The sequence below is a fragment of the Nitratireductor luteus genome (genome assembly GCF_026162365.1).
Taxonomy (GTDB): domain Bacteria; phylum Pseudomonadota; class Alphaproteobacteria; order Rhizobiales; family Rhizobiaceae; genus Chelativorans; species Chelativorans luteus.
In genome coordinates, this window is sequence record NZ_JAOANW010000013.1 from 34430 (window position 1) to 55996 (window position 21567).

Sequence of the window (21567 nt, forward strand, 5' to 3'; positions counted from 1 at the left end):
ATCCGTGCGTCATCAGATTCTGCTGGAAGTCTCGCCCCGGTGGCGCAATCATCGCCATTCGCATGCATAACCTTGCCGGTTGGATCATTTCACCGTTTAACGGAAACGGTGAAATGATCCAACCATTTGATTTTACGCAATTCCGAACGGAAAACCGGTTCCCACTTTTCCTGGAATTGCTCTAAGGAGACAGACCATGAGCAAGCTCGACAGAACCATTTCACGCCGTTCCTTCCTTGCCGGCACGGCCGCCGCGGGCTCGCTTGTGATGCTGCACCCCTTCTCCGTGCGGGCGGCGGCCAACCAGGCGCATTTGCGCATCATGGAGACGACCGACCTGCACGTGCATGTCTTCCCCTATGATTATTACGGCGACAAACCGAACGACACGATGGGGCTGGCGCGCACGGCCTCGATCATCGACGCGATCCGCGCCGAGGCGACCAATTCCATGCTGGTCGACAATGGCGATTTCCTGCAGGGCAACCCGATGGGCGACTACATCGCCTATGAACGCGGCATGCGCGAAGGCGATGTCCATCCGATCATCAAGGCCATGAACACGCTCGGCTATGAATGCTCGACCCTGGGCAATCACGAGTTCAACTACGGCCTGGATTTCATGTTCAAGGTGCTTTCGGGCGCTAACTTCCCCTTTGTCTGCGCCAATCTGACCCGGGGTGGGCTCGCCGCGAACGGACGCCAGGACGACCTTTTCCTGAAGCCCTATGTTATCCTCGACAAGAAGGTGAAGGACGGCGCGGGCAAGGAGCACGCCGTCAGGGTGGGGCTCATCGGCTTCGTGCCGCCGCAGATCATGAACTGGGACGCCAAACACCTGGCCGGCAAGGCGATGACGCGCGACATCGTGCGCGCCGCCGAAGCCTGGGTGCCGCAGATGCGGGAGGAGGGCGCCGACATCGTGGTCGCCCTGTCGCATTCCGGCTTCGGCCCCCTGCAATATGAAGAGAACCTGGAAAACGCTTCCGCCCTTCTGGCGGGCGTCGACGGCATCGACGCTATCGTGACCGGCCACAGCCACCTGGATTTCCCGGGGCCGAAATTCGAGGGCGTGGAAGGCGCCGACAACGCCAAGGGGCTGCTTAACGGCAAGCCCGCCGTCATGGGCGGCTTCTGGGGCTCGCATCTGGGCCTGATCGACCTGATGCTGGAGCGCGACGGCAATGCCTGGCGCGTGGCGGGCTCCACCAGCGAGGCGCGGCCCATCTTCGAGCGCGTCGAGCGCGAGACCAAGCCGCTCGTGGACAGCAAGGCGGAGGTGGAGGAGGCCGCGCGCGAGGACCACGAGGCGACGTTGAAATATGTGCGGACCGCCGTCGGCAAGACCTCCGCGCCGCTTCACTCTTATTTCTCGCTGGTCGCCGACGACCCGTCCGTGCAGATCGTCGCCCAGGCGCAGGTCTGGTACATCAAGGACATGCTGAAGGAGACAGAATACAAGGACATTCCCGTGCTCTCGGCGGCGGCCCCCTTCAAGGCGGGCGGTCGCGGCGGCGCCGGCTACTATACCCACGTGCCTGCCGGCGACATCGCCATCAAGCACGTGGCCGACCTCTATCTTTACCCGAACACGGTCCAGGCCGTCCTGGTCACGGGCAAGGATGTGAAAGAGTGGCTGGAGATGTCGGCGGGCATCTTCAATGAGGTCGAGCCAGGCAAAGCCGACCAGAAGCTGCTCAACGACACGTTCCCCTCCTACAATTTCGACGTGATCGACGGCGTTACCTATGCGATCGACCTCGGCCAGCCGCCGAAATACGATCCGAAGGGCGAGTTGATCAATGCCGGTTCCAACCGGATTCAGGATTTGAAGTTCAAAGGAAAGCCCATTGATCCGGAACAGAAATTCGTCGTCGCAACGAACAACTACCGCGCGGGCGGCGGCGGCAGTTTTCCCGGGATCGGTCCCGACAAGGTGATCTTCCAGGCCCCGGATACCAATCGCGACGTGATCGTGCGCTATATCGTCGAAGAGGGCACCATCAACCCGTCCGCCGACGCCAATTGGCGCTTCAAGCCGCTCGATGGTGCCTCCGTTCTGTTCGAGACGGGACCGAAGGGCGCGGAATTCGCCGATGACGTGAAGGGCGTCGCCATCGATCCTGCCGGCGACGGCCAGGACGGCTTCGCGCTTTACCGGATCACGCTTTAGCTTTCGGTTCCGAACCGCCGTGGCGCTTGACACCAAGCGTCCCGATTTGGCTCCTTCGGGGGCCGAAGCAGGAGCCTGTGATGATTCGCCATATCGTGTTCTTCAGCGCAACCAAGCCCGAGGATGTAGGGCGCATCGCGGACGCCTTGTCTATGCTGGGCAACATACCGCACAGCGAGTTTTTCGAGATCGGCCTTAACCGCAAGGTCGACCAGCTTGGCGGCGAGGTCGACGTGGTCGTCTATGGCGAGTTCCGCGACGAGGAAGCGCTTGCCGCCTACAAGGCGCACCCGATCTATGCCGAGTGCATCACGCTGGTGCGCCCGCTGCGCGAGATGCGCGTCGCCGCCGATTTCGTATCGAAGAAGGTCTGATTTTACGCAAATGCCGGACGGAGAACCGGTTCCCACGTTTCCTGGAATTGCTCCAATGTTCAATCGTCGTTCGAGGCGTTGAGCTCTTCGGGGCGCATCCCTTCCTCGGGATGCAACTCGTGGGGAAGATAGCCGATTGCCTCCGACCATTCCCGGAAAGCCATGCGCAATGCTTCGGGGCGCGACATCCTGACCCGGCTGCGGGCGATGAACATATCGAGCGAGCGCAGCAGCTCCGGCTGAAGCCGCACCAGCACCGGCGTGCCCTTGCCGGTCGGCTTCGGCCCTCGTTTCCGACGTTCTGTTTGGTTCTCGTCGTTCATGTAACCATGATATCACAAGCTTCAGCCGCCTGACAGAGACTGGCGCGCCTTGCAAGCCTTAGCCAGGCGGGGGTGGCCATCTCAATACGCGCCATTGCTGTTTCCGCTCGACGGATATGCGGCAGGGGGAGCAGCGGGGGGCCCGCCGGGCGGTGGCGTGGACGTGCAGCCGACCAGGATCAGCGTTGAAAGCAGGATAAGCAGTCGCATGATGAGTCCTCCCTCGGTTCGAGACCTGTGGACCGTCATAGGTGCGGCGCTGCCTCGTTTGACCAAGTCAGCACCACATTCACAACGGTCGACGGGCCTTAATGCTCCATCACAAAATGATGGAGTCCCGAGGGAGATCATATACCGCTCCGGCGCCATGCCGCGGGTGATGCGGACGGGCAGGCTTTGCGCGCTGACAACTCATGCGGGGAATGCAAGGCGTGCTCGGGCGTCAGGCGACCAACTCGGCGACCTTGTCCTGCGCCTCCTCAGCGCTGGCAAGACCATGTACGCCGACAGACTCGCCAATCGCCGTGCCCACGGGCTTGCGCGGGTTGAGAAAGCCGTGTCGTCAGACCCTGCACGTCAGCTGCAGTCCGGTCAGTGAACCGTCTGGACGTCGAGGCCGTTGGGGTCGCGGCCCTCTTCGGCATTCTCGCTCGCAAGGCCGGCTGCCACGACCGACACGCGGAAAATTCCTTCAAGGCTGTTGTCGAAAATCGCGCCGACGATGATCTCGGCCTCGTTCCCAACTTCCTCGCGGATGCGGGTTGCGGCTTCGTCCACCTCGAAAAGTGTCATGTCGCGCCCGCCCGAGATCGACACGAGCACGCCTCTGGCGCCCTTCATGCTGGCTTCGTCGAGCAGCGGATTGGCAATCGCCGCCTCGGCGGCCTTCATCGCCCGGCCGTCGCCCGAGGCCTCTCCGGTGCCCATCATGGCGCGGCCCATGTCACGCATGACCGAGCGCACATCTGCGAAGTCCAGATTGATGAGGCCCTCCTTGACGATCAGGTCGGTGATGCAGCCGACACCGGAGTAAAGAACCCGGTCGGCCAGAGCGAAGGCGTCGGCAAAGGTGGTCTTGGCGTCGGCGACGCGGAACAGGTTCTGGTTCGGGATGACGATAACGGTATCGGCGCTTTCACGCAGAAGCTGGATGCCGCGCTCGGCGATTGCCATGCGGCGGTTGCCCTCGAAGGTGAATGGCTTTGTGACGACAGCGACCGTGAGGATGCCGGCTTTGCGCACAGCGGCCGCGATCACGGGCGCGGCCCCCGTGCCCGTGCCGCCACCCATGCCGGCCGTGACGAAGCACATATGCGTTCCCGACAGGTGATCCATGATCTCGTCGATCGTTTCTTCGGCGGCCGCCTGACCGATCTCCGGCGCCGACCCGGCGCCAAGGCCCTCGGTCGAGTTGGCGCCGAGCTGGATCAGCCGCTCGGCCTTCGACATGCTCAGCGCCTGCGCATCCGTGTTGGCGACGACGAAATCGACACCCTGAAGGTTTTGCGCGATCATGTTGTTGATGGCGTTGCCGCCGCCGCCGCCGACACCGATGATGGTGATCTTCGGCCGCATCTCCGAAATTTCCGACTTCTTGCTGTCCGTCACTAGGCCTGGCCCCTTCCTGGAGAGCCGACGGTGAATCATTTGGCCGGCTCGACGGCACGAAAGGATCAGAGAGAGCCGACCTTTTCAAGGGGACGCCCCGGCCATCCCCCGATGATGATGACCGGGCACTACAACTCTGATGACGAGCAGTTATCACCCTGCAGCATCGGCCCGAAAAATCGGAATCGATTCACGGGAAGCACGATGTGTATATTCAAAGTGTTAGAGCGTCCTTTATGGGTCCGAACGGACGCACGGCGCTCCAGGTCCTGACCTCTGGAACATCGCGCCGGAAGGCGGTTTCGGTCACTTGGCCGCGGAACCTTGCCTGGGGCGGCGGACGGCACGCAGCTTGCCGCTGTTTCCGCCTCCGCAGAAGAACCGATCGCCGCCATCGGACTCAAGCCCCGACACACCCGCTCCAGATGGCATCTCGATTACGTCCAGCGTCTCGCCGGTACGAGGATCGATCCGCCTCAACTCGCTCTCGTCATTTTCCCAGATGCCATGCCACAGTTCTCCGTCGACCCAGGTGACCCCGGTGACGAAGCGGTCGGAGCTGATGGTGCGCAAAATCGCCCCCGTTTCGGGATCGATTTGAAGGATCTTCCGGTCCCTGTATTGCCCCACCCAAAGCGTGCCTTCCGCCCATGCGAGCCCTGAATCTCCGCCACCACCGGGCGCCGGGATCGTGGCGAGCACGCGGCCGGTCTCGGGATCGATCTTCTGGATGCGTTCCTCGGCGAGCTGAAACAGGTGCCGGCCATCGAAGGCGGTGCCGGCGTGCCCGGCGACGTCGAGCGAGCGGACGGTCTTCCCGCTCGCCGGATCGAGGGCGCTCACCTTGTCTCCGGACGCGAACCAGATGTGCTGTCCATCAAAGGTGACGCCATGCACGTCCTCTATACCCGGAAAGGGGCCGTACTCCTGGATGATTTCGGCTGCTGATCTGTTCATGGTTCTACCCCGATTGTTCCGCAATTCATGCGTTCAACCTAGCCGCTCGGCGGTGGAGTGGGGAGTAACAAAGTCGTCGGGAAGCCCGGCACGGGCGGGGCCATCCAGCGGCGTGCCCGCCCGCGGCCGAACGACTGCACCTTGCCTTCCGTCGCAAGCTGCTCGAGCGCCCGCTGCACGGTGCGTTGGCTGGCGCCGAGCGCAACCGCCAGCGCCGTGCTCGACCACGATTCGCCATCGGCGAGGAGGGCGCGAACGGTTGCATGCTTCTCATCGACGGGCGGCGCCAGCACGACGACCTCGCTTGCGCGGAGCGGCACCAGAGCGAAGCCCCGCCCAGTCGCTCTGAGGTCCGCCAGCGTCCGAAGCTCGGCGCGAAGCCGCCCGATCTCGACCCGCAACCGCGCACGATGCGATTCATCGGCGTGCTTGGCCCGGAAGGCGCGGGCCAGCAGCGTGCTCCTCGACACGTCCGCGGGCCATGCTTCGCCCAGCGCGCGTGCCAATGCAAACAATACCGGGCGCGTGGCGAGCGGGACTACCGTGCCGGCCTCCCGCACAACGTTTCGGCAGGCATCCACGACGAGCGCCCCCGACGCAATCAGCGCTTCGACCTCGTCAAGCAGGAGGGGGCGTTCTTCGCCGCGCGCGACCAGGCGTGCGGCGGGCGTGTCGAGCACGAGGGATGCGCTGTCGACCTCCGCCGTCAGCGCGGGAATGTCCGCCTCGCGTGCGGCCTGTGCGGCCCGGGTGAGCGCCGCGCGCGCTGCCTTCGTCTCAAGGCGCCGCAGTGCAATTCCCGCGATCACCATTTCGTGGGCGACCCTCAACGTCGGTGGAAGCTGCGTGAGGTTGCGCCCGGCGAGCGTTTGCTCGGCCTCGTCGAGGCGGCCGATCAAGAGCAGGCGGCGGCCCTCGATGTTGCGCGCATGCGCGGCATTGATGGGATCGCCGTGTGTTTCGAGTGTTTCTCGTGCGGTAGCGAGCGCCTTTGGAGGCCAGGCGAGGTCGCGCGAGACGAGCGCGATTTCGGCCTCGGCGACGATGCACCGCGCGCGGGCCACCGCCTCTTTCGGACCGAAGGCGCGCGCCGCGCGCTTCAACAGAGCCTTCGCTCGTACGAGATCGCCGAGTTGCGCCATTGCGATGCCCCTGAGCGCGAGCGCGGGCGCATCCTCGCGCAGGGCGACCCGCTTCAGTGCGCCGAGGGGATCACCGACCGCCAGCGCGTGTGCTGCGGCCGTGATCAGCGAGTCCATTCAAATCCCGCCACACTTGTCACTCCCACCATTCGACATCCCGGTCCTAACCTAACTCACGTTCATCAACCAGCCTCGCGTCGGGAAAGGCACGAAGCAAAGGAAACCCAAGGGGAGAAGAACGATGACAACACATATGACCGGCACACGTGAAGAGTGGCTCGCAGCGCGGCTGGACCTGCTCCAGGCCGAGAAGGAACTGACGCGGCGCAGCGACGAGCTGGCGCGGCGGCGGCAGGAACTGCCGTGGGTCAGGGTCGACAAGGAGTACCGGTTCGAGACCGACGAGGGCAGCGCCTCGCTGACCGACCTCTTCAAAGGGCGCTCGCAACTTCTCGTCTACCACTTCATGTTCGGTCCTGATTACAAGGCCGGCTGTCCGTCCTGCTCGGCGATCGCGGACGGGTTCGACGGCATCGCCGCCCATCTGGCGAACCACGATGTCATGCTTTGGGCGGTGTCGCTAGTGCCGCTTGAAAAACTGCAGGCCTACAAGCGGCGGATGGGGTGGACCTTCCCGTGGGCGTCATCGCTCGGCGGCGGCTTCAACTTTGATTTCAACGTCTCGATCACCAAGGAAGAGCAGCGAAAGGGGGGCGTCGAATACAATTATGAGCGCAGCCGCCACGCCCTGGACGCGACACAGGTCCCCGAGCCCGTGGCCCAGATCGCGGCCTCATGCGGAACCGACGCGCTCGCCTTCACGCGCGAGAGGCCGGGCATGAGCGCGTTCGTGCTCGATGATGGCGCTGTCTATCACACCTATTCCACCTATGCGCGCGGGCTTGATGGCCTGTGGGGCATGTACCAGTGGCTCGACCGCGCGCCCAAGGGACGCAACGAAGCGGGCATCTGGTGGCGCCGCCACGACGAGTATGACGAAGGCTGAATGCCAGCGTGGCGCCGAAGCGCGACCGGGAAGGGGAGAACACACGATGACGGCTTCCGAGCGAACCTTCCTGGCCGTTTCGGCGCTGCTCTTCGCTGCCAGCGCGGCGGCGACGATCATCGGGGGCATGTCCATGTCGGCGATGGGCGGAATACCGATGCCTGGTGGCTGGACGGTGTCGGCGGTATGGATGCGAATGCCGGGACAGAGCTGGCCCAGCGCCGCGGCGTCGTTCCTCGGCATGTGGATTGTCATGATGATGGCGATGATGCTGCCGTCCCTGGTCCCGATGCTGCGGCGCTACCGCCGGATCGTCGCAGGGACGGGCGAGACGCGACTCGGACGGCTGACCGCGCTCGTGGGCGGCGGCTACTTCTTCGTGTGGACCGTGTTCGGAATGGCCGCCTTTCCGCTGGGCGCCGTGTTGGCGGCGGCCGGAATGCAGCATCCGGCGCTGGTGCGCGTCGTACCGATGGCCGTCGGTATGGTCGTGCTCGCCGCCGGTGCGCTCCAGTTCACCGCGTGGAAGCAATATTATCTTGCCTGCTGCCGGGGGACAATGGATCACGGCCCTGCGCTGCCGGCGGGGGCGGGCACGGCCTGGCGACATGGCGTGCGCCTCGGCCTCCATTGCGCCTATTGCTGTACCGGTCCGATGGCAATTCTCCTGGCCGTCGGAGTCATGGACCTTCGCGTGATGGCTGTGGTGACGGCGGCCATCGCCATCGAACGTCTGGCGCCGGCCGGTGAGCGCGCCGCGCGAGCCATCGGCGCAATCGCTGTCGCGGCAGGATTGTTGCTGATCGTACAAGCAGCCGGGCTCGGATGACGGTTTCAAGGCGCCATCATGGCACCTCCCAATTGCCTGAGTTTTCAGTGACGGTTCGAAAATCTGTTCACGTGAAGAGAGGTCGCGGCGGGGCAAGGTGACCCGTTCCGCCGACACCGGGGCGGAACAGAGATCGAATCCGTCACCATCGACCGCGCGACCGCCCCTCCGCAGTCTCTACAGGCTCGCTGCTATGCCGCCTTCGATCTCACATAGGAGATATATCCGCGCACGTCGGCGGCAGGTTCGGTATAGGCGCTACCGAGCGCTTCTTCGATCGCAGCCACATATTTCTTTGCCCATTCCGGCAGCGGATAGTCGATGACGGCCAGGAACTCGAGTGTCGCGGCAAGCCGGATATCGGCGATGGACGGCTTTTCGCCGCCAATGAAGGGCGCGTCTCCAATGTAGAAGCTTTGAAAGACGCCAAGCGGTTCGGCAAGCGCCTCGACAGCGGCGGCGCGGGCGGCCTCCTTGGTTGCCGCGTCCGCGTCGCTATGGCCGACTTCACCCGGATATTGCGGGAACCCGAGGAGCGGATAAGTGGACCGGGCAAGATAGGGATAGAAAGTGCCGATCAGATAGAACATCGCGCTGTCGATCATGGCGCGGCGGGCCGGATCCGATGGATAGAAGTCCTCCAGATCGTGCTTGTTACAGAGATATTGCATGATCGCGCAGCTCTCCCATAGTGCGCCCTTGGGCAGAGCTGTCTCCTCGATCATCGGCGTCAGATGCGCCGGGTTTCGCGCCAGGAACTCCGCTTGCCGCGTCTGGCCGTAGACATCGTGCTCGATGAACGGAACCCCTGCGGCACGAAGGAAAACCCGGACCGCCAGATTGTTGACGCTGGGCTTGATCACGTTGAGCTTGATATCGGACATTTCAGCTCCTCCCTTGACGGTTCAATACGGGTTCTTCGCCCCGCGGTCCGGCGACAGGGTCGGCCGGGAGCTTGCCGTCAACGCCTCTATCGCGTCGGCGAGATGGATTTCGGCAATGGCGTATTCGTTCCGCTGCACCCTGATCTTGTGTGCTTCCATCAGCACGTCGGCGTGGGTGAAACCATGCGGCGGCTCGAAACGGTAGGAGGCGAGCTCGACCAGAAGGCCGAGCGGATCCTGGAAGTAAATGGAATCCATGAAGCCGCGGTCCTTGATCCCGCTGTGCTTGATCTTGCGCTCGTCGAGCCGTTCCACGGCCTGCAGGAAGGAGACGCGCGAAACCGAGAATGCGATATGGTGGACGCAGCCGACATCGGTCGAAGTCCGCGCCGGATCGGGCTTGCGGTCGTCATTGGTGAAAACCGTGATCAGCCGTCCGTCGCCTGGATCGAAATAGAGGTGGCTTTCGGAGGCGCGGTCGAGATTGGGCTGCTCGAAGATGAAAGGCATTCCCAGCACCCCTTCCCAGAAATCGATCGAGGTCTGCCGGTCGGCCCCGACCAGCGTGATATGATGAACGCCCTGCGATTGAAGCTTCCGCATCAGGGTTTCCCTCTAGCTCCACCTTCAAACCTACCGCACGTCCCGCCGAATGACCACTCGGCAACCGCGCCATCTCCAATGGGTGCGTGCCGCGCTCGGGCAACGAAAGCGGGCCGCCGCTGGGGTGGCTCGCTTTCAGTTCTGCCTGGCGCCGGGGAAGCACCCACCGCTGACCGCTCACGTTGCGGCGCGCGCTTGCCGCGGGTACGCGAGCTGCCAGAGCCGGCTACAGGCAACGATGACGGCGCTGCCAAGCCAAGGCTTGTTCAGTGGTCCTTGTGGTGCTCGCATGTGACGGAGCGGTGAAAAGGCTGAACCGCGGCCGTCAAGTCGTCGTCCATGAGGTAGACGTGCTGGTCGTAATGCGGCGCGAAGCCATGCGCTTCATCGCTGGCCGTATCGGGATTGTCTTCCATTAGATCCCATTTGCGACCGGCAAAGACCGGCGGCTCCGTGTTACCGGCAGTTTCCCAGGCATTCTTGAAGACCAGGTTTTCCACGCCGACCAGAACGAGCGAGCCGTCGGCCGCCGGTTCATAGATCAAGATTGCCGGCTTCTCGAAATCCGTATGCGTTCCATTGCCGTCAACGCGCGGTTCCGTCGCCGTCAGCTGCAGCAGCTCGGGATGCAGATAGTGTATGCCCATGCCGCCGAGCTCGGCGGGGAGCCCTTCCGCCGCTGCAGTCACGCAATGGTTGCCGGGATCGGCAACATATCCCTCGGCAAGCGCTACCTTGACGTCACGAAACCGCTCGCTTGCACTTTTCACCGCATCTATGGCCGCGCCCAGATCCGCGTCGGATCCGGACTGCGCCGGTACCATCATAAGCGTCAGAGCCGCCGCTGCGATTGCGGCGGCTGCGCTCGCTGTGAACGTTTTCATTGGTTCCTCCCGTCAGCTGCGGCTCGTTATCGCCCGCAGATCGTCTGACCGCCCAATATGGGAGTGGAAGCGTTTGCGGCGTCAAGAACGTTTTACACGACTGCCCGAACTAGGGATGGTCAGATACCAATTGAGGAGGTGTGCCGAGCGTCAGAGGTAGTATCGATGCGGTTCATGTCGCAGCCTCCCTCCCGACCACGCCCCTTCAACCTGAGTTCTGCGTTTTTGAGCATGCGTCGTCGCGGGTGCCGAAAGGAAGGCCGGCAGCAGCCAACAGTAAAAATTATGTGACCCGTTTCCTGGAACATCGTGCCTTTTTGGAAATTACCGGGGGAGTCGCGATGATTTGGTCGCAACAAAGCAAAAGGAGTTGTTATGAGAAATGTCATCCTCACAGCATCGGCAGCCATGCTACTGACCGGCTCCGCGTTCGCTCAGACCGAGGCCGATCCGGGCGAAACGGATATGGCCGAGGTGCCGGCTATTGAAACGGAGAACGCCAAAATCGAGGGCGACAAGATTACAGGTGTTTCCGTTACGACGAATCGCCCCGGTTATGTCGTCATTCACGACAATGCAGCAGGGGCTCCACCCGCCTCGCTTGGGCATCTGCGTGTCGAGCCGGGCGAAACGGAGGATCTGTCCATTGATGTTGCCGGAGTGCTCGATCCCGCCAGCGGCATCGTCTTGATGCTGCATTACGAGACGAACGACAATCACACCTATGACTTCGGTCCAGGTGCGACGGATGTGGATACACCTGCCATGGGCCCCGATGGGCCAATTGCGGCTGAAGTACCAGCCATGTAACGAAGCCACGGCTTTCGCCGCGCCAACGCCCCGCCGGCCCCACGGCTGGCGGGGCGTTTGCTTTCAGTGCGCTTCGACGTTTCGGATGGCGGGGAGGGCCGATCACGTGTCTCGACCGTACCTGATCATTGTTATGCCGGCTGGTGCGAAAGAAAGGAGTGGCTCCCCGGGCCGGATTCGAACCAGCGACCAACCGGTTAACAGCCGGTTGCTCTACCGCTGAGCTACCGGGGAATGCCTTTGCTCATGTGAGTGAGCGTGCCTATAGCAAAGAGAAATCGCGTTTGCAAAGCGCCATTCGGTTTTTTTTGTCAGCAATCGGCTTCGTGGGCTCGCAATCGACACTTTCCTTTCTCATATGGATCGCCGTTGGCGACGTTCAGGCGCCGTCAGGCAAGCGAGGATGGGAATGGGCGAACCGACGCAGCAGGACAGCAAGGCAGGTGACGGCGGTACCGGACCGAAGCCGCGTGCGGCGCGGCCTTATGTCTCCATCGCCGGGAGAAAGCTGCCGATTCCCCGCTCGCGCGCTGCAAGGCTTGCCAGCGGGGGCATATTGACCTTTCTGGGCATATTCGGCTTTTTGCCCATTCTGGGCTTCTGGATGGTGCCCTTCGGACTGCTCATCCTTTCCTACGACGTGCCGGCCGTGCGCCGCATGCGGCGCAAGCTGGAACTCTGGTGGACACGCCGCCGGCAGAAGAAGGCGTGAGGTCTGGGCACCATGGGCTTGAGGAGCAGGGGCGGCCATTCCACCGAGGAAAACATCTGGAACGGCGCTTACCGGCTTGACGCACCATTGGTCCCAACCTATTGAAACGCGTCGATGCTCCCGGCATCATGGCCTCGTGGCGGAGTGGTTACGCAGAGGACTGCAAATCCTTGCACCCCGGTTCGATTCCGGGCGAGGCCTCCAATTGCCACACCGGGGCACAATAAGGCGTTGTTCTACAACGCCTTTTTTGTTGGCTGATCGGCTTGGAACGCCACCCCTTCGTTAGGGTGTGGCAATATGTTCCCGATTTCACCCCAATCGATGCGGCTGACGGCCTGCCTGGCGAGCTTCGCCTGGTTCTTTCGGGCGGTATAGATCTTGGATGTCTTGCCGTCCCGCCAGCCGAACATTCCGTCCAGCATCGAATCGGTTGCTTCGCCCTCTGCGAGCGTGGTGGCGAGGCCTTTGCGGACTGAGTGAGCGGTGCAGTGCGGAAGGGCGGCCTGGGTAAACCACCCGGATACGCGCTGCGACAGGCCCTTTATCGAGAATGCTTTGCCGTATTCGGTCTGAAGATAGTTCATGCCTTTGACCGGATGCCATGACAGCACCGTGTCGAGGATCGGATGGATCTCGATCTCCAGCGTGATCGGGTTGCGGTTGCGGCCCTTGAAGACACGGAACTTGAGAACGTTGCCGCGGCGGTGTTGCGGGCCAATCGCGCAAAGATCGGAAACGCGCATGCCGGTGTACATCATGATGACTAGCGCCAGCACTGCCTTCGAGCGGATGCCGTGATGGCGAATGTAGGTCGCAACCTCGTCGTTGGTGATTGTGTGGTGGCCTTCGGTCTTGCGGCGGAAGGCCGTCACCATCCGGGCGACATTCACCTTGACGATTTTTTCCGGCCTGCCGCCGCGGCCGGGGCGCGTGGTCTCGAAGATCTGGCGCAGCACCTTCAGCCGCTCGTCGGCTGCGAAGGGTGTTGCCGCCTTGCGATCTCGGAGCACTTCGACGTTGTTCACGTCGAGCGCGGGCAGCGGCATATTGGCAAACAACCGCTTGCCGCCGGGCTTCAGCGGCTCCAGAAGCATCGAATCGATGATGGACCGGCGTTTGGCCTGTGTCGTCTTGTCGAGCTGGCGGAACGCGTCCGACGCCAGATAGGCCGTACAGAGCCAGCGGAAGGTTCCAGGCTGCGGACGGCCGGAAAGATCGTCCGCCGCGCTGTGGCCCGGCTTCTCGCCTTGTTCTACTGCGTTGCGAAGCTTCCAGTAGGCGGAAGAGAATTCCTCGGTGTCCGGATCATCGGGCAGCCGGCCGTAGCGTTTTCCCTCAAAGCGGAAATAATACCGCATGCGCCCGTGGCGCGACCTGTTCGTCTCGATATAGGGAAGATCGATGTTCGCCAATTCCTCGTCCAGGATCTGCGAGACGGTCACGCCTCGGCCCTCCATTCATCGAGGTCCTCGGTTCCATCCTCTTCGTCCGGAAGGTCAGTAGGCCATTCGGCAAGCGCGGCGTCAATCTCGGCCACGCGCCAGAGCTTGGTGCGGTTCCATACACGCGGGCGGGGAAGGCGACCTTCGTCGACGAGCTTGAGCACTGTGTTCGGGCTCACGCCAAGCGACAGCGCGACGTCAGTGATCCGCATGCCGATGCGCGGCACCTGGCGTTCAATGACGGCGCGCGCGTTCACTGGCGGTTCTCCTCCCTTTCGGGATCGTTCGCCAGTGCCAGCAGCACGTCGGCGTGACAGGGCTTCCCGTCGCAGGGACACCAGCACGCGAGGTTCTTGCCGCGCAGCTCGTGACGGATCGCATCCACGAGGCTGGTCTGCTCCGGGCGGTTGAGGTAGGCGCGAAACAGATCGACGAGATAGGCGCGATCACCCTGACCGTCCTTTCCGGCCTGATAGGGATTGCCCCACTTCGACGGGCGCGCGACGTTGATGGCCGGCAGACCGTTCACCGAACGGGAATGCGTCTGGAGGTCGAAGCCCTTTCGGCGGGAGAGCCGGAGGCGGACGGGCTTGGCCATCACAGCAGCCTTTGCCGTTCATCCGCAGCGCAATCGGGGCATGTGTGCACGTAGGGCTGAGGCGTTTCGCCTTCCTTGCGGGCCAGGCGCGGCTTGTCGCCGAACAGGCTGGCGGTGCCTTCATCGTTCACCGGCGGCTGCGCCTTGCGGATGCTCCAGCCGGCCGTCTTGGCATCGGTGATCATCACCCGGAAATCCTCGTCGGCGTAGGTGTTTGGGTAGCTGGCGGGGCAGGTGTCGCAGCATACCTGGCTCTTGCCGTCATGGCGGGCGATGGTCATCCCTGCGGCCTCCCTTTCAGCGCTGCGATCAGTTCGGACGTTGTCGTCGTGATCTCATTGGCCAGCAGGTTCATGAGTTCCGGTTCGCAGGCCTCGGGGATGTGCACGATCGTGTGCTTGCCCGCGCCGGTGCTCCAGCCGAGCTCAAGGTGGGCGGAGCGGCCGCACGGCATCACCAGGACGCAGGTATCCGCCCATTGCATCGCGCGGAAGTCGCTCTGGAAGCCGAGTGCGGCAGTCGGGCTGTTCAGCAGGCAGTCGCGGTAGCCCTGCGGAGACCAGTCCTGCCAGCCTTCATCGATCTGCGACCAGGCGAAGCCATTCTTCAGGCCGAAGAACGGATTGCGGAAGTCATAGACCTCATGCCCCTCAGAGCGGAGTAGGGCGACGATCTCGGGCTGGTAGGCGTTGCGCCATGACGAGGCGACGTAGATGCGTTTGCTCATAGCGCGGGAACCTCTCGCGGTTGGGGCATGCCGTTGTGCTCGCGGCCGTCGAGCAGGCGGCCGGCGACCTTCTTGCCGAGGCGGAATGTCAGGCGGCCATCAGCCGTCGAAGCGAACTCGACGCCGCGCTCGGCAAAGGCGTGCTGAGGCGCCTGATTTGGTGTGCCGCCATAGTGCAGTTTCATCCGACCCGGCTTGACCGCCGTCGCGCCATGGACCTTGCCGTAGCCGGGCAGAACTTGGCCGACAGGAAAATACTCGCCCCACTGCTTGAAGAAGAACGGGACGTCGGCCTCTTCGCACTGGTCGCGGATGGAGCGGGGGCCATCGGGATGCATCGGGCGAGCACTGGGCCCGCTCTCGCCGCCGACGATGATCTGGTCGAGATGCGCGCAAGGCTCTGTCGCGCTGTGCTGGCCTTCCGGTGCGTCGTGATATTTCATGCCACGCAAGGCGTCGATGAAATAGTGACCGGTGCAAATGCTGGTGAAGTCAATCGAGCTCAGCAGCGGTTCGGCAGAGACGAAGCGGATCGCCGCCGGCGTGTTGAGCAACTCGGGCACGCGCTCGTCAGCCTCCTGCTGGCGCTCGGCCGATACGCCGAGCCAGACGTTGGGCAGCGGCCATGTAGGCGCAGGGTTCGGTCGTATGCCTTTGGTGTGCCGCGATACCCCCTCGTCGATCCGCAGGAGCGTGTCGCGCGGAGCGATGTACTCAAGCATCCTCTTCGCCCGCTTCGTCAGCACCTGGAACGTGTGCTGCGGTGCTAGCGCCATGACGGCAAAGACGCGGTCTATCCACTCGTCGGGCACACTTTCGTGGAACAGATCGCCCATGGAGTTGACGAACACCATGCGCGGGCGATTCCAGCGCAGGGGCTGGGTCAGGATGTGATCGGGGGCGAGCGCCAGCTTGCCGGTCCACACGGCCTTTCCCTTCACCTTGCAAGTGGTGCCGGCGTAGTGGGTGGGCTTGCCGGTTCCGGCCGACATCGCCTCGATGCGCGCGGCCATCTTCATGGCGTAGCAGTTCGTGCAGCCGGGGCTGACGATGTCGCAGCCGACGACGGGGTTCCATGTGGCGTCAGTCCATTCGATGGGGGATTTGTCAGCCATGGTCGGCGTCATCCTGGGCGCATGCCGTGCAGAGATCCGGCACGTGCCAGCCGCAGCCATCGTCGCAGGCGTCTTCGTCGCTGCAGCCGCAGCGCCGGCACACCTGTCCCAAAATGGACGGGACTGGCAGCGGCTCGGCCGCAATCACATCGGGGATCGCTTCATTGACGGACGCATGCAGGGCATCCAGGAGCAGGGAGTCGGCCGCACCGAAAGGCCGCGTCTCCGCTGCGCTCTCGTAGGCGTCCATGCCGTTCCAGTTGACGACAACCTCCAGCGCGATCGCGCCGATCTCATTCCGCTGTTCGGCGGTGAGGGAGGCCCATGCCTCGACTCCGTCGAACCGAGTCGCGAAACGATCAACCATTGCCGCCTCCCTGCGCCAGGACGAGGCATGCGCCCAGCAGCGTACCGGCGCCGAGGGCGCCCAGCAGTATCCATTCGGGCAGGCGGAGGCGGTCGCGCGTCATGTCGCCGGAGCAATCATGCATGCATTCGCATTCGGGGAAGTTGGGGCAGGAGGCTATGCGGTTGTCGGGTACGCCGGATTCGGAGGGCCCGCCGGAATTTTGATTCAGCATCAGACGAGCCCTCCGAGAAAGAGGGCGGCGCCGATGATGAACGTCATGACGGCGATGCCGGCGATGACATCGGTCAGCGTGTCGCCGTCGCCGCGCTCTTCATGCGCCAGATCGTAGAGTTCGAAGACCGGGGCCATCTCACGCCGCCTCGCGGCCCATGGCGTAGGCCATGTCGCGGGCTTCGATGCCGTGCTGGTCTATCTCGGCGCTGGTGAAGCCGCGCAAGGACAGCGCCTCGCGGTCGACCACGCGGCCGGAGAAGGCTAGTTCGCGCATGGCAACGGCCATGCGGCGGACGGGGTCGGTTTCAAGGTGGGAAGGGCTGGGGGTGGTGGGCTTCTGGAAGGTGATCATCACGTTCTCCTACAGTGAGGTTGATGCCGCCTGCTCGAGGCGGAACTGGAAGATTTGGGCGATGGACATCGCCCCCATGGCGTTCATTAGGGAGAGGGAGTGGCTTGCGCTGTCGAGGACACCGCACTGAACGTTGTCGCACCCGGCAGCCCGAGCATCGTCGAACACGTGCTCAACAAGAGCTCGGGCAATGCCCCGACGGCGGGCAAAGGTTTCGACATAGAGAAGATCGAGCCATGCACGGCCATGGTTCAGCGGATACCACGTAGCGAAACCGAGGATCTGGCCGTCAACGGAGACCGCAGAGCAGTAGCATTCGGTTCCGGTCGGTCCGTCACGATCAGCCGGGAAGGCGCCTTCGGCCTGTCCATCAGCGAATGCACGCGCGGCAACCGCCATCATCGAAGCATCGTTGTCGAGGCTGATTCCGCTGTTGATTTCGAATGGATCGTGCAAGGCCGCCTCCGTCTCGGTACGGAGGGGACATTAAGGGGGACAAATATCCCCTGTCAAGCACATTGAGGACAGAAATCCTCTAACGTCCGGCACGGGCTTGCGCGCCGGGGGCAGAAATTGATTCGTCGGATGATTTGCCTAGACGCCAAACAGTTCGTTCATCGTCAGCACTTTGTGCACAGATATGACGAGGTTGCGCTCGATGTAGATCTCGCGTTCGGGATTGAGCTTGCCAATCACGATTTGCGTCGCAGTCCGACGGTGCAGGTGGCCGATCGTTGCGGCGACGGATTCATGCGGTCCGTTCTGCATTTGCACGACAACCGAATCACCGATGCGCGGCGGCCGGTCAGGATGGATAAACCGCAGGTCGCCGGGATTGTGTTCAGGCACCATCGAGTCGCCCTCGATGTAGAGCGCATAGACATTCGGAGAAGCGGCGAGCGCCGGCGGCCGGCGTACACGATCGACCACAACGCCCGGCTCCAGCTGGAATGCTCCGCCCGCATGAGATCCTGCGGCGGTCCCCAGAACTTCCACATCGGCGGGCATGGACTGCCTTGCTGGAATGTCCACGTTGGCAGGTGCCACATCATTGCCTGGTAGCGGAGACGCTGTCGGCTCCACGTCATCGTCACTGAAGAACCACGACTCAGGAACCTCCAGCGCTTGCGCTAGCGCGTGCAGGGTGTTGCTCCGAGGCGCGCCGCCTCTATCGAAAGTCTTCCGCAGATAGGTCTTGTCGAGGCCGGCCTTGCGGCTGACGGCCTCTAGCGACATGCCCAACTTGCCCGCCCGCGCGCGAATCTTGCGGTGTATCCGCTCGACATTCTCCGGCAGCGGGGACGATTTTTGCGGCGGATTGTGGTGTTGAACGGCCATGAGGGGATTATCGTCCCTTATAGCTTGTCCGGAAGAGGGACAAAAATCAGTTGACATAGAGGATAAACGTCCCCTACCGTCCGTCAATCTTCCACGATGCGGGATTGACGAAGTGTCCGAACCCAAGAGCTTGCTCATATCCAACCTCATTCGCACGGCCGATCGCTTCTGCGTGGCCAGTGGCCAGTCCAAAGCCACCGTTGCGAAGACGGTCTTCGGACGCGGCGGACACTTCGACGATCTTGAGCAGGGGCGGCGTGACATGGCGACCGGCACGTATGAGAAGGCCATGCAATGGCTTTCGGATCATTGGCCATTGCACGCTCCTTGGCCCCAAGACGTTGCACGCCCCGAGCCATTACACGAGGCCGCTGAATGAGCGCCTCGGCCAAGCAATCCGCCCCTGACCGCGCCTACCTCCTCCCGGGCACGGCACCTGCCGCGCCTTCCGCCAGCCGCACCCTGGCGGAAGGCGCGGGCCTTTCTTTCCTGACCCTGGAATTGCCCGGCGACGTGGCGGCGCTGCTGGCCGTCGTGGCTGCGCACGACCGGGTCACCTTCCATGAATTCGTGGCCCGCGCGGCGGTCGCCCGGGCCGAAGAGATCGGCCTTGCCGGGCTTCTGCCGGAGAGGCCGGAACCATGATCGTGCTGCGTTTTTCATGCGGGCCCCCGTGATCGAGTGATGCCCGGAGAATGAATCACGGAAGTGTTTCCCGCCACGGGAAACGGCGTCGGGTTTTCCCGGCGCGGGAAAACTATTGTTCGGAGGATGACATGGTTCCGAATGCCAATGCCCGCCTGTACCGCATCAAGGCCGCACAGCGCGACCTGGTCGCCGCCGCCGGCGGCATCGAGCGTGTCGCGGGCATCGTCGGCTACGGCAAGTCGACGGTCGGTCGCTGGAACAATGGCGATAATCCCGACCTGATGCCGCTCGACGCGGTGTGGACCCTGGAGCTGGAGGCGAATGCCCCGCTTGTGACCTCGGCGCTGGCCGAGCTTGGCGGGCGCAGGCTGACGGCCACCGAATCGGAGACGGACGCCGCGGCCGACATCATCCGCGGCCACGCCGAGGTGTGCCGCAAGGCCAGCGAGATGATGGCGACCATGGCCGCCGCCTTGACCGATGGCCGGATCACGCCGGCCGAGGCGATGGCCTATGACCGGCGGCTCTCCGAACTTTCCGACCTGGTCGCCGACTGCCGCAAGCAGGCAGCGGAGGTGCGCGGGGCAGGGGGCTTTTTCGTGGTTGCCCCCTCGGCAGGCTCGGCAGGCTCGGGAGGGGCGCCCTGATGCGGCACCGCGACCGGAACAGCGCACCCCGCACGCGCTTCCCGCTGGTGCGGGACGCCGATGCGCCGAACCCGAATTTCGCCCGCATGCCGCGCGGCCCGGCCGGCGATGCCGACAGGCTGGCGCAGGTTGCGGTGGAAGGGCATGAACCGGGGCCGCAAGCGGCCCTGCGCCGGCTTAGCTTTTCCGGCGTACGCGGCGCACTGGCGGAGCTTTTGCCATGAGCCGCCGCCCGATGCATTCGCTTTCGGGCTCGGTCGCGGTCGGCGCGCTCGTGGTCGCGATGGCAGTGGGCGCTGCTGCCAAGCTCGGCGTGACGCGCGCCCATCCGCATGATGCGCCCCCTTCGGCAATGGCTCAGGACGGCTGGACCTATCCCTATGCCTGTTGCTCCGACAAGGACTGCCGCGAGGTGGCCGGCGCAGCCGTGCGCGAGAGGCCGGAGGGCTATGTCATCCAGGCCACCGGCGAGGTGATCTCCTACCAGGATCGCCGCGTGCGCCACTCGCCGGACGGGCTCTTCCACATCTGCACCGTGGCTGGCCTGGAGACGAGCCGGACCATCTGTCTTTTCGTTCCGCCGAGGGCTTTCTGATGGCGGCGATTGAGGACATCGGCACCGCGTTGCCAACGGCCGACCAGATCGCGCTGGCGCTGGTGACGGCGGCGCGCCTTCGCCGCGAAGACCCGGTCGCAATCGCCAAGGGCGCGCGCTCCCGCGCGCGGTTCGTTGCCATTGCCGCACTCAAGGAGGCGTTTCCGCAAGCGGGCTGGCCATTCCTCGGCCGCTGCTGCGGCCACCATGCGCCGGGTGGCGCACAAGGCCGGGTGATCATGGCGCGGACGCTCAAATGGTGGCGCGAGATCGATGTCGACGAAGTGGTGGGAGTGCTCCTGACCGGCGGCGAAGCGGACGAGCAGGGGGCCGAGCAGCCGATGATCGAGCCCACGCCGTTCAGCGCCGACGAGCGCAGGCTGATCTCGCGCATGTGGAAGGGCGGGGCCAGCCCGGTTTCCATCGGCGCCGCGCTCGGCTCCGACGCCGACACGGTGCGCCGTTTCGCCAGTGACAATCCGGGGCTTTGCCCCGCTGCTCACCGCTCAAGTTGAGGGACCGCCATGGAATACGACCCATACAATGCGCGCGGTCCAGCGCGGGAACGCGCCGGCGCCAAGCTCAAGGCCGGTGGCGAGGACGGCGAGGCGAGCGGCCCGCAGACTATCGCCGCCGGGCAGCTCCGCTCCTTCATCGAGCGCATCGAACGGGTGCAGGAAGATATCGACGCGCTGTCGGACGACCGCAAGGAGATCTACGCCGAATTGAAGGCCACGGGCTTCGATACGAAGGCCGTGCGCACCATCGTCAAGCTTCGCAAGATGGACCAGGCCGAACGGCAGGAAGCCGAGGCGCTGATCGATCTCTACAAGAACGCGCTGGGGATGGATTAGCGATGAAGTATCAGCTGCTCCCCGCGCTTTCCGCCGAGGAATATGCCGCGCTCGAGGCGTCCATCGTGGCACATGGCGTGCTGGTTCCCGTCGAGTATGACGAGGACGGCGAGATTATCGACGGGCATCACCGCGTCGCCATCTGCCAAAACCTCGGCCTGGTCGACTGGCCGCGCTTCGTGCGCAAGGGGCTGTCGGAAGCGGACAAGCGAAAGCTGGCGCGCGAGCTGAATGTGTCGCGCCGGCACCTTTCGAGCGCGCAGAAACAGGCGGTGATTGCCGACCAGCTGCGCGACACGCCCTCGATCTCCTCGCGCGCCATCGCGGCCATGCTGGGCGTGGATCATAAGACGGTTTCTT

General features: G+C 63.7%; 31 protein-coding genes and 2 tRNA genes. 13 read left to right on the plus strand and 20 right to left on the minus strand.

Features of this window, described 5'->3' with window-relative positions; genetic code table 11:
- Positions 1 to 196 precede the first annotated feature (196 nt).
- Complete coding sequence (locus N1058_RS17605; protein ID WP_265518914.1) at positions 197 to 2173, plus strand: bifunctional 2',3'-cyclic-nucleotide 2'-phosphodiesterase/3'-nucleotidase; 1977 nt, start codon at positions 197 to 199, stop codon at positions 2171 to 2173.
- Positions 2174 to 2253: 80 nt separating this feature from the next.
- Positions 2254 to 2547 carry a Dabb family protein gene (locus N1058_RS17610; protein ID WP_265518915.1) on the plus strand — a complete coding sequence of 98 codons (294 nt, stop codon included), beginning with the start codon at positions 2254 to 2256 and terminating at the stop codon, positions 2545 to 2547.
- Positions 2548 to 2606: 59 nt separating this feature from the next.
- On the opposite strand, the gene N1058_RS17615 is transcribed toward N1058_RS17610, so the two are convergent.
- The 4 genes from N1058_RS17615 to N1058_RS17630 form a co-directional block, all read right to left on the minus strand.
- Positions 2607 to 2870: a hypothetical protein gene (locus N1058_RS17615; RefSeq protein ID WP_265518916.1), complete on the minus strand. Its 264-nt coding sequence runs from the start codon at positions 2868 to 2870 to the stop codon at positions 2607 to 2609.
- A gap of 591 nt (positions 2871 to 3461) precedes the next feature.
- A complete protein-coding gene (gene ftsZ, locus N1058_RS17620; RefSeq protein WP_265518917.1) occupies positions 3462 to 4478 on the minus strand; it encodes a cell division protein FtsZ in 1017 nt (338 codons plus the stop codon).
- Positions 4479 to 4784: 306 nt separating this feature from the next.
- Positions 4785 to 5435, minus strand: a complete 651-nt coding sequence (locus N1058_RS17625) for a Vgb family protein (protein ID WP_265518918.1) — start codon at positions 5433 to 5435, stop codon at positions 4785 to 4787.
- Positions 5436 to 5473: 38 nt separating this feature from the next.
- On the minus strand, positions 5474 to 6694 hold the full coding sequence (locus tag N1058_RS17630) for a tetratricopeptide repeat protein (protein WP_265518919.1): 1221 nt from the start codon (positions 6692 to 6694) through the stop codon (positions 5474 to 5476).
- A gap of 124 nt (positions 6695 to 6818) precedes the next feature.
- Between N1058_RS17630 and N1058_RS17635 the strand changes: the two genes are divergently transcribed.
- Both N1058_RS17635 and N1058_RS17640 read left to right on the plus strand, forming a co-directional pair.
- Positions 6819 to 7583, plus strand: a complete 765-nt coding sequence (locus tag N1058_RS17635; protein ID WP_265518920.1) for a DUF899 domain-containing protein — start codon at positions 6819 to 6821, stop codon at positions 7581 to 7583.
- A 46-nt stretch (positions 7584 to 7629) separates the two neighbouring features.
- A complete protein-coding gene (locus N1058_RS17640) occupies positions 7630 to 8412 on the plus strand; it encodes a DUF2182 domain-containing protein (protein WP_265518921.1) in 783 nt (260 codons plus the stop codon).
- A 191-nt stretch (positions 8413 to 8603) separates the two neighbouring features.
- Here N1058_RS17640 and N1058_RS17645 read toward each other — a convergent pair whose 3' ends face one another.
- From N1058_RS17645 to N1058_RS17655, 3 genes are all read right to left on the minus strand, one after another.
- The gene (locus N1058_RS17645; protein ID WP_265518922.1) at positions 8604 to 9296 is read right to left on the minus strand and encodes a glutathione S-transferase family protein; all 693 of its coding nucleotides are present in this window, start codon (positions 9294 to 9296) and stop codon (positions 8604 to 8606) included.
- A gap of 21 nt (positions 9297 to 9317) precedes the next feature.
- Positions 9318 to 9899, minus strand: a complete 582-nt coding sequence (locus N1058_RS17650; protein WP_265518923.1) for a VOC family protein — start codon at positions 9897 to 9899, stop codon at positions 9318 to 9320.
- A 266-nt stretch (positions 9900 to 10165) separates the two neighbouring features.
- Positions 10166 to 10783: a hypothetical protein gene (locus N1058_RS17655; protein WP_265518924.1), complete on the minus strand. Its 618-nt coding sequence runs from the start codon at positions 10781 to 10783 to the stop codon at positions 10166 to 10168.
- A 375-nt stretch (positions 10784 to 11158) separates the two neighbouring features.
- Here N1058_RS17655 and N1058_RS17660 point away from each other — a divergent pair, with 375 nt between their 5' ends.
- A complete protein-coding gene (locus N1058_RS17660; RefSeq protein ID WP_265518925.1) occupies positions 11159 to 11593 on the plus strand; it encodes a DUF7282 domain-containing protein in 435 nt (144 codons plus the stop codon).
- A 159-nt stretch (positions 11594 to 11752) separates the two neighbouring features.
- Here the strand turns inward: N1058_RS17660 and N1058_RS17665 are convergent.
- Positions 11753 to 11827 (minus strand) — tRNA-Asn (locus tag N1058_RS17665).
- A gap of 175 nt (positions 11828 to 12002) precedes the next feature.
- On the opposite strand from N1058_RS17665, the gene N1058_RS17670 reads away from it, so the two are divergent.
- Both N1058_RS17670 and N1058_RS17675 read left to right on the plus strand, forming a co-directional pair.
- Complete coding sequence (locus N1058_RS17670) at positions 12003 to 12305, plus strand: hypothetical protein (protein WP_265518926.1); 303 nt, start codon at positions 12003 to 12005, stop codon at positions 12303 to 12305.
- A 130-nt stretch (positions 12306 to 12435) separates the two neighbouring features.
- A tRNA-Cys gene (locus N1058_RS17675) sits at positions 12436 to 12509 on the plus strand.
- A 32-nt stretch (positions 12510 to 12541) separates the two neighbouring features.
- On the opposite strand, the gene N1058_RS24145 is transcribed toward N1058_RS17675, so the two are convergent.
- From N1058_RS24145 to N1058_RS17735, 12 genes are all read right to left on the minus strand, one after another.
- Positions 12542 to 13750, minus strand: a complete 1209-nt coding sequence (locus tag N1058_RS24145; protein ID WP_265518927.1) for a site-specific integrase — start codon at positions 13748 to 13750, stop codon at positions 12542 to 12544.
- The gene (locus tag N1058_RS17685) at positions 13747 to 14007 is read right to left on the minus strand and encodes a helix-turn-helix transcriptional regulator (RefSeq protein ID WP_265518928.1); all 261 of its coding nucleotides are present in this window, start codon (positions 14005 to 14007) and stop codon (positions 13747 to 13749) included. The genes N1058_RS24145 and N1058_RS17685 overlap by 4 nt, the downstream gene beginning before the upstream one ends.
- Positions 14004 to 14348: a DUF4326 domain-containing protein gene (locus N1058_RS17690; RefSeq protein ID WP_265518929.1), complete on the minus strand. Its 345-nt coding sequence runs from the start codon at positions 14346 to 14348 to the stop codon at positions 14004 to 14006. The genes N1058_RS17685 and N1058_RS17690 overlap by 4 nt, the downstream gene beginning before the upstream one ends.
- Entirely contained in the window at positions 14348 to 14629 is a 282-nt protein-coding gene (locus N1058_RS17695) for a hypothetical protein (RefSeq protein ID WP_265518930.1), read from the minus strand. The genes N1058_RS17690 and N1058_RS17695 overlap by 1 nt, the downstream gene beginning before the upstream one ends.
- Positions 14626 to 15075 (minus strand): hypothetical protein, encoded by a 450-nt coding sequence (locus tag N1058_RS17700; RefSeq protein WP_265518931.1) that lies wholly within the window; start codon positions 15073 to 15075, stop codon positions 14626 to 14628. The genes N1058_RS17695 and N1058_RS17700 overlap by 4 nt, the downstream gene beginning before the upstream one ends.
- On the minus strand, positions 15072 to 16190 hold the full coding sequence (locus tag N1058_RS17705; protein WP_265518932.1) for a DUF5131 family protein: 1119 nt from the start codon (positions 16188 to 16190) through the stop codon (positions 15072 to 15074). Before N1058_RS17705 ends, N1058_RS17700 begins: the two co-directional genes overlap by 4 nt.
- Positions 16183 to 16557, minus strand: coding sequence for a hypothetical protein (locus N1058_RS17710; RefSeq protein WP_265518933.1), 375 nt, complete (start codon positions 16555 to 16557; stop codon positions 16183 to 16185). Before N1058_RS17710 ends, N1058_RS17705 begins: the two co-directional genes overlap by 8 nt.
- Positions 16550 to 16771 carry a hypothetical protein gene (locus N1058_RS17715; RefSeq protein ID WP_265518934.1) on the minus strand — a complete coding sequence of 74 codons (222 nt, stop codon included), beginning with the start codon at positions 16769 to 16771 and terminating at the stop codon, positions 16550 to 16552. The genes N1058_RS17710 and N1058_RS17715 overlap by 8 nt, the downstream gene beginning before the upstream one ends.
- Complete coding sequence (locus tag N1058_RS17720; RefSeq protein WP_265518935.1) at positions 16771 to 16908, minus strand: hypothetical protein; 138 nt, start codon at positions 16906 to 16908, stop codon at positions 16771 to 16773. Before N1058_RS17720 ends, N1058_RS17715 begins: the two co-directional genes overlap by 1 nt.
- A 1-nt stretch (position 16909) precedes the next feature.
- Positions 16910 to 17125 (minus strand): hypothetical protein, encoded by a 216-nt coding sequence (locus N1058_RS17725; RefSeq protein ID WP_265518936.1) that lies wholly within the window; start codon positions 17123 to 17125, stop codon positions 16910 to 16912.
- A gap of 9 nt (positions 17126 to 17134) precedes the next feature.
- Positions 17135 to 17581: a GNAT family N-acetyltransferase gene (locus N1058_RS17730; protein ID WP_265518937.1), complete on the minus strand. Its 447-nt coding sequence runs from the start codon at positions 17579 to 17581 to the stop codon at positions 17135 to 17137.
- A gap of 138 nt (positions 17582 to 17719) precedes the next feature.
- Positions 17720 to 18601, minus strand: coding sequence for an XRE family transcriptional regulator (locus tag N1058_RS17735; protein WP_265518938.1), 882 nt, complete (start codon positions 18599 to 18601; stop codon positions 17720 to 17722).
- A gap of 237 nt (positions 18602 to 18838) precedes the next feature.
- Between N1058_RS17735 and N1058_RS17740 the strand changes: the two genes are divergently transcribed.
- The 6 genes from N1058_RS17740 to N1058_RS17765 all read left to right on the plus strand — a co-directional run bounded on the left by N1058_RS17740 (position 18839) and on the right by N1058_RS17765 (position 21207).
- Positions 18839 to 19108 carry a hypothetical protein gene (locus N1058_RS17740; protein ID WP_265518939.1) on the plus strand — a complete coding sequence of 90 codons (270 nt, stop codon included), beginning with the start codon at positions 18839 to 18841 and terminating at the stop codon, positions 19106 to 19108.
- Between the two features lie 131 nt (positions 19109 to 19239).
- Positions 19240 to 19758 (plus strand): hypothetical protein, encoded by a 519-nt coding sequence (locus N1058_RS17745; protein WP_265518940.1) that lies wholly within the window; start codon positions 19240 to 19242, stop codon positions 19756 to 19758.
- Positions 19758 to 19982 (plus strand): hypothetical protein, encoded by a 225-nt coding sequence (locus tag N1058_RS17750; protein WP_265518941.1) that lies wholly within the window; start codon positions 19758 to 19760, stop codon positions 19980 to 19982. The genes N1058_RS17745 and N1058_RS17750 overlap by 1 nt, the downstream gene beginning before the upstream one ends.
- Positions 19979 to 20353: a hypothetical protein gene (locus N1058_RS17755; RefSeq protein ID WP_265518942.1), complete on the plus strand. Its 375-nt coding sequence runs from the start codon at positions 19979 to 19981 to the stop codon at positions 20351 to 20353. Before N1058_RS17750 ends, N1058_RS17755 begins: the two co-directional genes overlap by 4 nt.
- Positions 20353 to 20868: a hypothetical protein gene (locus N1058_RS17760; RefSeq protein ID WP_265518943.1), complete on the plus strand. Its 516-nt coding sequence runs from the start codon at positions 20353 to 20355 to the stop codon at positions 20866 to 20868. Before N1058_RS17755 ends, N1058_RS17760 begins: the two co-directional genes overlap by 1 nt.
- A gap of 111 nt (positions 20869 to 20979) precedes the next feature.
- Positions 20980 to 21207 (plus strand): DUF2312 domain-containing protein, encoded by a 228-nt coding sequence (locus N1058_RS17765; RefSeq protein ID WP_265519055.1) that lies wholly within the window; start codon positions 20980 to 20982, stop codon positions 21205 to 21207.
- Positions 21208 to 21567 lie beyond the last annotated feature (360 nt).

Coding starts and splice junctions, on each gene's coding strand:
- N1058_RS17720 (WP_265518935.1), bottom strand. CDS start 16,908: ATGGCCCCGGTCTTCGAACTCTACGATCTGGCGCATGAAGAGCGCGGC.
- N1058_RS17740 (WP_265518939.1), top strand. CDS start 18,839: ATGAGCGCCTCGGCCAAGCAATCCGCCCCTGACCGCGCCTACCTCCTC.
- N1058_RS17660 (WP_265518925.1), top strand. CDS start 11,159: ATGAGAAATGTCATCCTCACAGCATCGGCAGCCATGCTACTGACCGGC.
- N1058_RS17715 (WP_265518934.1), bottom strand. CDS start 16,771: ATGCTGAATCAAAATTCCGGCGGGCCCTCCGAATCCGGCGTACCCGAC.
- N1058_RS17725 (WP_265518936.1), bottom strand. CDS start 17,125: ATGATCACCTTCCAGAAGCCCACCACCCCCAGCCCTTCCCACCTTGAA.
- N1058_RS17610 (WP_265518915.1), top strand. CDS start 2,254: ATGATTCGCCATATCGTGTTCTTCAGCGCAACCAAGCCCGAGGATGTA.
- N1058_RS17655 (WP_265518924.1), bottom strand. CDS start 10,783: ATGAAAACGTTCACAGCGAGCGCAGCCGCCGCAATCGCAGCGGCGGCT.
- N1058_RS17705 (WP_265518932.1), bottom strand. CDS start 16,190: ATGGCTGACAAATCCCCCATCGAATGGACTGACGCCACATGGAACCCC.
- N1058_RS17630 (WP_265518919.1), bottom strand. CDS start 6,694: ATGGACTCGCTGATCACGGCCGCAGCACACGCGCTGGCGGTCGGTGAT.
- N1058_RS17760 (WP_265518943.1), top strand. CDS start 20,353: ATGGCGGCGATTGAGGACATCGGCACCGCGTTGCCAACGGCCGACCAG.
- N1058_RS17615 (WP_265518916.1), bottom strand. CDS start 2,870: ATGAACGACGAGAACCAAACAGAACGTCGGAAACGAGGGCCGAAGCCG.
- N1058_RS17735 (WP_265518938.1), bottom strand. CDS start 18,601: ATGAGCAAGCTCTTGGGTTCGGACACTTCGTCAATCCCGCATCGTGGA.
- N1058_RS17635 (WP_265518920.1), top strand. CDS start 6,819: ATGACAACACATATGACCGGCACACGTGAAGAGTGGCTCGCAGCGCGG.
- N1058_RS17640 (WP_265518921.1), top strand. CDS start 7,630: ATGACGGCTTCCGAGCGAACCTTCCTGGCCGTTTCGGCGCTGCTCTTC.
- N1058_RS17755 (WP_265518942.1), top strand. CDS start 19,979: ATGAGCCGCCGCCCGATGCATTCGCTTTCGGGCTCGGTCGCGGTCGGC.
- N1058_RS17625 (WP_265518918.1), bottom strand. CDS start 5,435: ATGAACAGATCAGCAGCCGAAATCATCCAGGAGTACGGCCCCTTTCCG.
- N1058_RS17645 (WP_265518922.1), bottom strand. CDS start 9,296: ATGTCCGATATCAAGCTCAACGTGATCAAGCCCAGCGTCAACAATCTG.
- N1058_RS17750 (WP_265518941.1), top strand. CDS start 19,758: ATGCGGCACCGCGACCGGAACAGCGCACCCCGCACGCGCTTCCCGCTG.
- N1058_RS17650 (WP_265518923.1), bottom strand. CDS start 9,899: ATGCGGAAGCTTCAATCGCAGGGCGTTCATCATATCACGCTGGTCGGG.
- N1058_RS17670 (WP_265518926.1), top strand. CDS start 12,003: ATGGGCGAACCGACGCAGCAGGACAGCAAGGCAGGTGACGGCGGTACC.
- N1058_RS17695 (WP_265518930.1), bottom strand. CDS start 14,629: ATGACCATCGCCCGCCATGACGGCAAGAGCCAGGTATGCTGCGACACC.
- N1058_RS17690 (WP_265518929.1), bottom strand. CDS start 14,348: ATGGCCAAGCCCGTCCGCCTCCGGCTCTCCCGCCGAAAGGGCTTCGAC.
- N1058_RS17745 (WP_265518940.1), top strand. CDS start 19,240: ATGGTTCCGAATGCCAATGCCCGCCTGTACCGCATCAAGGCCGCACAG.
- N1058_RS17605 (WP_265518914.1), top strand. CDS start 197: ATGAGCAAGCTCGACAGAACCATTTCACGCCGTTCCTTCCTTGCCGGC.
- N1058_RS17710 (WP_265518933.1), bottom strand. CDS start 16,557: ATGGTTGATCGTTTCGCGACTCGGTTCGACGGAGTCGAGGCATGGGCC.
- N1058_RS17700 (WP_265518931.1), bottom strand. CDS start 15,075: ATGAGCAAACGCATCTACGTCGCCTCGTCATGGCGCAACGCCTACCAG.